Origin of the sequence: Mycobacterium sp. (genome assembly GCF_035603715.1) — a bacterium.
Taxonomy (GTDB): Bacteria; Actinomycetota; Actinomycetes; order Mycobacteriales; family Mycobacteriaceae; genus Mycobacterium.
In genome coordinates this window covers 1-7,056 of the sequence record NZ_DATNJW010000670.1, presented here as the reverse complement: position 1 = coordinate 7,056, position 7,056 = coordinate 1, and the positions used below count along the sequence as shown (strand labels likewise).

The 7,056-nt window shown below is 65.7% G+C and carries 7 protein-coding genes and 1 pseudogene; 5 read left to right on the top strand and 3 right to left on the bottom strand.

The window, feature by feature from the left end:
• The 5 genes from VN856_RS27010 to VN856_RS26990 all read left to right on the top strand — a co-directional run.
• The coding region (locus VN856_RS27010; RefSeq protein ID WP_325695031.1) for a MoxR family ATPase at window positions 1–889 on the top strand (889 nt) is incomplete at its 5' end.
• A 6-nt stretch (window positions 890–895) separates the two neighbouring features.
• Entirely contained in the window at window positions 896–2,152 is a 1,257-nt protein-coding gene (locus tag VN856_RS27005) for a DUF58 domain-containing protein (protein WP_325695030.1), read from the top strand.
• A gap of 53 nt (window positions 2,153–2,205) precedes the next feature.
• Window positions 2,206–2,610 (top strand): hypothetical protein, encoded by a 405-nt coding sequence (locus tag VN856_RS27000; protein ID WP_325695033.1) that lies wholly within the window; start codon window positions 2,206–2,208, stop codon window positions 2,608–2,610.
• An 85-nt stretch (window positions 2,611–2,695) separates the two neighbouring features.
• Window positions 2,696–2,965, top strand: coding sequence for a three-helix bundle dimerization domain-containing protein (locus VN856_RS26995; protein WP_325695028.1), 270 nt, complete (start codon window positions 2,696–2,698; stop codon window positions 2,963–2,965).
• 139 nt (window positions 2,966–3,104) lie between these two features.
• The gene (locus tag VN856_RS26990) at window positions 3,105–4,409 is read left to right on the top strand and encodes a 2-polyprenyl-6-methoxyphenol hydroxylase-like oxidoreductase (protein ID WP_325695026.1); all 1,305 of its coding nucleotides are present in this window, start codon (window positions 3,105–3,107) and stop codon (window positions 4,407–4,409) included.
• Here VN856_RS26990 and VN856_RS26985 read toward each other — a convergent pair.
• The 3 genes and pseudogenes from VN856_RS26985 to VN856_RS26975 all read right to left on the bottom strand — a co-directional run.
• Entirely contained in the window at window positions 4,406–5,182 is a 777-nt protein-coding gene (locus VN856_RS26985) for an enoyl-CoA hydratase (RefSeq protein WP_325695025.1), read from the bottom strand. The two genes, VN856_RS26990 and VN856_RS26985, sit on opposite strands and share 4 nt — an antisense overlap.
• On the bottom strand, window positions 5,179–6,789 hold the full coding sequence (gene nuoN / locus VN856_RS26980; RefSeq protein ID WP_325695023.1) for an NADH-quinone oxidoreductase subunit NuoN: 1,611 nt from the start codon (window positions 6,787–6,789) through the stop codon (window positions 5,179–5,181). The genes VN856_RS26985 and nuoN overlap by 4 nt, the downstream gene beginning before the upstream one ends.
• A pseudogene (locus VN856_RS26975) lies at window positions 6,786–7,056 on the bottom strand (NADH-quinone oxidoreductase subunit M); the annotation flags it as partial. The gene nuoN and the pseudogene VN856_RS26975, both read right to left, overlap by 4 nt.

Here is a 7,056-nt window from a genome sequence, read left to right as displayed (position 1 = left end):
CTCGGCACTCACGCTCATTCTCACGACGGTGCTCGCAGGTGGGCACGTGTTGATCGAAGATCTGCCCGGCCTGGGTAAAACCCTGATCGCCCGATCCTTCGCCGCGGCGCTCGGGCTGGACTTCACCCGGGTGCAGTTCACACCCGATCTGCTACCCGCGGACCTGCTCGGCTCGACCGTTTACGACATGCAGTCGGGTCACTTCGAATTCCGTCCCGGCCCGATCTTCACCAACCTGTTGCTGGCCGATGAAATCAACCGCACACCACCCAAAACCCAAGCGGCGCTATTGGAGGCGATGGCCGAACGCCAGGTCAGCATCGACGGCACCACACACCTCCTGCCCCAACCCTTCATTGTTCTGGCGACCGACAACCCGATCGAATACGAGGGCACCTATCCGTTGCCGGAGGCGCAGCTGGATCGGTTCGCGGTTCGGCTCGAACTGCGATACCTCTCCGAGCAAGACGAGACCTCGATGCTGCGCCGCCGTCTGGATCGGGGATCGGCTGAGCCGACGGTCAATCAGGTTGTGGACGCCCATGATCTGCTGGCGATGCGCGAGTCCGTCGAGCAGGTGAGCGTGCACGACGACGTTCTGCACTATGTGGTGTCGCTGGCCGGCGCGACTCGACACCACCCACAGGTGGCGGTGGGGGCCAGCCCGCGTGCGGAGATCGATCTGGTGCAGCTCGCGCGGGCTCGCGCGCTGCTTCTCGGTCGCGATTACGTGATCCCCGAAGACATCAAAGCACTCGCCACCCCGGCTGTGGCGCATCGGATCACGTTGCGGCCGGAGATGTGGGTGAGGAAGATCCAGGGTTCGGACATCGTCGAGGAGCTGTTGCGGCGGTTGCCGGTTCCACGAGCGCGCGGCGGCCCGCAGTAAATCCGGGTGGCCGACATTCGGGAAGTTCAGCTACGTTGGCGCGCATCAACATTGACGCGCGCGACCGCCACGTGCGCTGCGTTCGCCCTGGCGGTGGGCTTGATCAGTCCGTGCTGGCAGCTCATCGCGTTCGCCGCCCCGCTGCTCGGTGTGCTCTGTTCGATCAGCTGGCAGCGGCCGCTGCCGAAAGTCAACGTGCACGCCGAACCCGGGTCGCAGCGCTGCTTCGAAACCGAGCAGACCCAGCTGACCTGCTGGGCCGACACTCAAACCTTAGGCGCCGCAGTAGAACTCACGATGTCTGCGATCGATGGCATGCAGCTCGAGGTTGTCCGGCGAACATCTGACCGGCGCCAGACGCTGGCCGCCGGCGCCGAACGTTGGGGACGCTATCCCGTGCGCGCCACGGTCGAGGTCGTCGCGCACGGCGGGTTACTGGTCGGCACGGGAACCGTCGACGCGGCCGAGGTGACCGTCTTCCCGATGACGCCGCCACAGCCGACGGCGCTGCCGCCCACCGAACTGCTCGACCGGCTGGGCATCCACCTGACCCGGCACATCGGCCGCGGCGTCGAATATGCCGACATCCGCACCTACGTGCCGGGCGACCAACTGCGCACCGTCAACTGGCCGGTGAGCGCCCGTCGCGGCCGCCTGCACGTGACTCAGCGCTTGACCGACCGGTCCGCGGACGTGGTTGTGCTGATCGACGGCTATCCGCAGCCTGTCGGGCCCGCGACGGTCGCCACCGAGCGGATAGTCCGCGGCGCCGCCCAGGTGGTGCAGACCGCGCTGCGCAACGGTGATCGGGCGGGCATCGTCGCGCTCGGTGGTAGAAGGCCCCGCTGGCTGGGCGCCGATATCGGACAGCGCCAGTTCTACCGCGTGCTCGACACCGTTCTCGACGCCGGTGATGAATACGAAAGCACCACTGGAACATTGGCTCCGCGGGCGGCAATTCCGACCGGCGCGATCGTCGTCGGGTTCTCGACGCTGCTCGATACCGAATTCGCGCTGGCGCTGATCGACCTGCGTCGTCGCGGTCACGTGGTGGTGGCGGTCGACGTCTTGCAGGGCGCCCCGTTTCCCGCCGCCCAGGACCCATTGGTCGACCGGATGTGGGCGCTGCAGCGTTCGGCCATGTACCGCGATATGGGGACCGTTGGCGTTGACGTGGTGGCCTGGCGGGCGGATCGCACCCTGGATCAGTCGATGCGGGCCGTCCCCGATCATCGGCGGCCGCTGACCGGGCGTCGGTCGTGAGGGGCGGCGCACAGTTGGCGGCGCACGCCTTGTCAACGGCGTGCGGTGTGCTGATGGTGGCCGCGGTCGGCATCGGAGCGCACGGATCGACCCGGGTCGCGGCGACATCGGCCGTGGCCGCGGTGGCGATCGCGGTGCTGGTTCGCCCGGTGGCCACGCTTGCGGTATTGCTCACCGTGATCACGATTGCGCTGTCCGGGCCGCCGGCCACGGTCGCTGCGGTGTCCGGATTGTCGGCGGCCGCCTACGTGGTGCTGCGGCATGCGGCCAGTAACGGCGCCGGACTCGACTCGGTCAGTGGCGCAACGATGGTCGCAGCGGTGGCGTTTACCCTGGTAGGCCTGGTTGCGACCGCATTCCCATTGCGTTTGCCATGGTTGCCGTTGCTGGCGCCGCTTGCCGTGTTTGCGGTATATCTGCTGGCCACGCGTCCATATCTGCGAGACGACGATGGTTAGCGACGTAGCTGGAGTTTGCGTCGTATCAAAATCTGCTTGCGTGCAACGCCTTGACCGGCTCCCGGATGGGGGCAACAATATCGGGGTGCCGCAAGAAGAGCGGGCGTTAATTGACGACCTGGAGCGTCGTCTCGCCGAGAAGTATTCAGCTCTCCCGATGGACCACGTCACCGCCGTGGTGCGGCATGCATATTCGCAGTTCCAAAGCAGCCGGGTGAGGGATTTCATCCCGTTATTGGTGCAGCGGCGCGCGGACGTGGAACTCGAAGAGCTGAGCGTATTGCGGCCGGACCTGGCGGCAGTTGCGCTCGACGATATGGGTGCGCTCGATCTCGAGACCATCGCAGCGGTCTAGTAATCCCGGCCGCTCGGGCCGACGATGAGATTTTCCTTGCGGGCAGCCATGATTGGCGACTCCGCCTTAACGGTTTCGGCCTAATTAATTAACTATCTCGGTACGGTCGACACTAGGGTGGTCGGCGAGGGGGCAATCGGTGACGAAACTGGGAGAGCAGGCTGTCGTCTGCGGTGCGGGGATGGGCGGGTTGCTCGCGGCTCGGGTGCTCAGCGAGTTCTACGGCACGGTGACGGTGGTCGAACGGGACAACCTGCCTGACGCCGCTGACCAGCGCCGCGGAGTTCCGCAAGGCCGCCATTTCCACGTGTTGTGGAGTCGTGGCGCCGACGAGCTGGCGCGACTGTTCCCCGGCATCCATGACGACCTGATCGCCGGGGGCGCGGAGGTCTGCGACGACGGCGACTTGTCCCGGGTGTCCATTCGGCTGGCCGGACACGAACTGAGCCGAGAGGGCAAATTCAGTGACCCCTCGGCGGTCAAGCTGCACCTGTTGAGCCGCCCGCTGCTGGAGTCGCACGTCAGGCAGCGCGTCGGCGCCATCGACAACGTCGAGATCCTGGACGGCCATGACTTCGTCGAGCCGATCGCACCGACTCCGCAGCGAGTCACCGGTGCGAACATCGTGGACCGCGACAGCGGCGCGAAGCGGGAGCTCAACGCCGACCTGCTTGTCGATGCGATGGGTCGCAGCGCACGCACTCCGGCCTTCCTGGACGACCTGGGCTGCGGACGACCGGTCGCCGAGCGCTCGACCACCAACGCGAACTACACCAGCCTGCAGATGCGTATCCCGGAGGGGATCATCAAAGAGCGGATGACCTTTGTCGTTCCCGAGCCGAAAAAGCCCACCGGCGGCGCATTTTCGGTGTACGAGCACGACACCTGGATTTTCACACTGACCCGGTTGGCGGACAACGAACCACCCAACGACCTGACCGGCATGATCCGGATGGCCACCCAATTCGCACCGCCCGGGCTGTTGCGGGCGCTGAAGCGAGGTGAGCCGATCAGCGAGATCTCGGTCTTCCGCTACCCGGGCGCGATCTGGCGACGCTACGACCAGATGGATCGCTTTCCTGCGGGCTTCCTGGTGTTCGGCGACGCGATCTGCAGTACCAATCCGATCTACGGCCAGGGCATGACGGTGGCCGCGCTCGAGGCGACCGCGCTGCGCGACTGCCTAACCGAGGGGAATGGCGATCTGAGCCGGCGATTCTTCGCCGCCACCGCTGCCCACATCGGACCGATGTGGGCATCCAACCAGTTCAACGATCTTTACATGGACAATGGAGATCCCGATCATGCGGCGTCCAAAGAACTGCTGGACTTCCGCGAGGCGGTGTTGTCCGCGGCGGAGAGCAGCCCGGCCGTCACTGAGAAGTTGTACCGATCAATGAATTTGGTCGACCCGCCGACCGACTACAGCCCTCTGCTCACCTAGGGCTGCTGCATCTGGCCGCGGTTGCGCGCGCTGATTTCGGCGAAGCGTTCTTTCAACCCGTCGCGATCCAGCGTTTGTGCCCCGGCGATGGCTTGCTCGGCGGCAAGGGCCGGATCCGTGACCGCGGCGGAGCCGGTGACGTAGATTTCCTTGAGGCCAGCCATGATTGGCGCAGGCACTTCAGCGATCTGGCCGGCCAGTTCAACCGCGCGGGCTAGTAGCTGATCGTGCGGCACGACCTCGGTGACCAGTCCGATTCGCTCGGCACGTGTGGCGTCGACCACCTCGCCGGTCATCGACAACCGGCGGGCCATCGCCGCGCCGACTACGTGTGGAAGCCGCGCCGTCATCCCACCGCCGGGCAGGATCCCCACGCGGGCATGGGTATCGGCGAAAACCGCGCGCTCGGAAGCGATGAGAAAATCGCAGCCCAACGCCATCTCCAGCCCGCCGGTGAACACCGCGCCGTTGATGGCGGCGATGATCGGCGTGCGCATCTGGCCCGTTTGGCGAATACAGCTCTGGTTCTGAAACTGCTCGAAATAGACCGAGCCGAGCCGCTGCGCCTCTTTGAGGTCGACGCCGGCGCAAAATGCCGGGTCGGTGCCGGTGAGTACCACCGCTCGCACCGCCGTGTCATCGTCGGCCTCGCGCAGCGCGGCGTACAGTGTCCCGATCAGATTCGGGCTCAAGGCGTTTCGTGCTTCGGGCCGGTTCATGGTCAAAACCCGAACCGGGCCGTTGTCGTCGCTGAGAACCAGCGCCGGTGTCATGTCAGGAACTGCGCGGCCTGCCGGACGAGATCGAGCAGAGGCTGCGGGAAGATGCCCAATCCGACGGTGATCAACGCGCACACCGCGATGGCCGTCTTACTCCAGAAGCTGGGCATGACGACGTGTACCGGCTCGGCGTGCGGCTCGGTGAAGAACATCTGCACGATCACCCGCACATAGAAATAGGCGGCCACTGCGCTGCCGATCACACCGATGATGACCAGCGGCACCGCGCCGCCTTTGGCCGCTGCCTGGAACACCGCGAACTTGCTGATGAACCCGCTGGTCAGCGGGATTCCAGCGAAGGCCAGCAGGAACATCGAAAAGAGCAGGCCGACAACGGGATAGCGCTGCCCGAGTCCCGCCCAGTGCGATAAGGTGGCGTCTTCTTCGCCGTGCGCGTTGCGGATCAGACCCACGACCGCGAATGCGCCGACTGTGCTGAAGCTGTAAGCGACAAGATAGAACATCGTCGCCGCGAGGCCCGCTGTGTTGTCGGCGATCACACCGGTGAGGATGAAACCCACGTGCGCGATCGACGAGTACGCCAACATCCGCTTGATGTCGGTCTGGGTCACCGCGGTGATCGTGCCGACGGCGATGGTCAGTATCGCGATGGCCCACAACACCGGCCGCCACTGGTCGTGCAGCGGCGGTAGCGCGACGTAGACGACCCGCAGCAGGGCGCCGAACGCGGCGACTTTGGTGGCCGCGGCCATGAACCCGGTGATCGGGGTGGGCGCGCCCTGGTAAACGTCGGGAATCCACGAATGGAAGGGAACAGCACCGACTTTGAACAACAGCCCGACCGATAGCAGCGCAACACCGATCAGCGCCATCGAGTGGCTGTTGCCGGCCGCCAGTGATTTGGCGATGCCCGGTAGCGACAGCGTGTTGGTGGCGCCGTAGAGGAACGCAGCCCCATACAGGAAGAACGCTGACGAAAAGGCACCCAGCAGGAAGTACTTCACCGCTGCTTCCTGCGACAGTAACCGCCGGTGGCGGGCCAGCCCGCACAACAGATACAGCGGCAGCGACAGCACTTCGAGCGCCACGAACATGGTCAGCAGGTCGTTGGCCGCTGGGAACACCAGCATGCCGCCGACCGCCAGCATGGTCAGCGGGAAGAGCTCGGTCTGGCTTGCCCCGGCCCGCTCCGCCTCATGCTCGGCGGCACTATGCGGCACCGCAGATGCCTGCGGCGTAAAGGCTTCCAATCCGGCAGGGACGTGGACGGTCGCGGTCGCGGTCGCGGCGCCGGGACCGGCGGCCGGATTGTCGCCGTGGTGTCGCTCGGCGAAAAAGATCACAGCGAGTATGGCGACCAGCAGGATGGCACCCTGCAGCAGCAGCGCCGGACCGTCGACAGCCAGCGCGTGCAGGACCGCGTAGCGGCCCGGGGGGTCGAGCTGCCTGGCGACGATGACGTCGGCGACGGCCGCGGCGATCAAACCGCCGATTGCCAGCACAACCTGGACGCCGTAGCGCGCTCGCCGGGACACGAACGCCTCGACGAGCACGCCCGCCACCGCAACACCGAAGACGATGAATATCGGTGAGAGCAGCCCATATTCGACGCTGGGCGTGGGCACAGGTAGAGACGTCATCGGCGCGGTCCTTCCGCCATACCGGGTAGGTGCGCAGTGCCTGGCCGCACGATCGGTGGGGGGTCCTGCTGACCGATGGTCGCCATGGTGTTCCCCACCGCGGGGTTGATGATGTCGAGCACCGGTTTCGGGTAGATCCCCAGCACCAGCAGCAGCGCGATCAGCGGTGCGACGACCAGGATTTCGCGCGGCACGAGGTCACGGATCCGCTCATTGCCTTCGGTGACGGGGCCGGTCATCACCCGTTGGTACAGCCACAGAATGTAG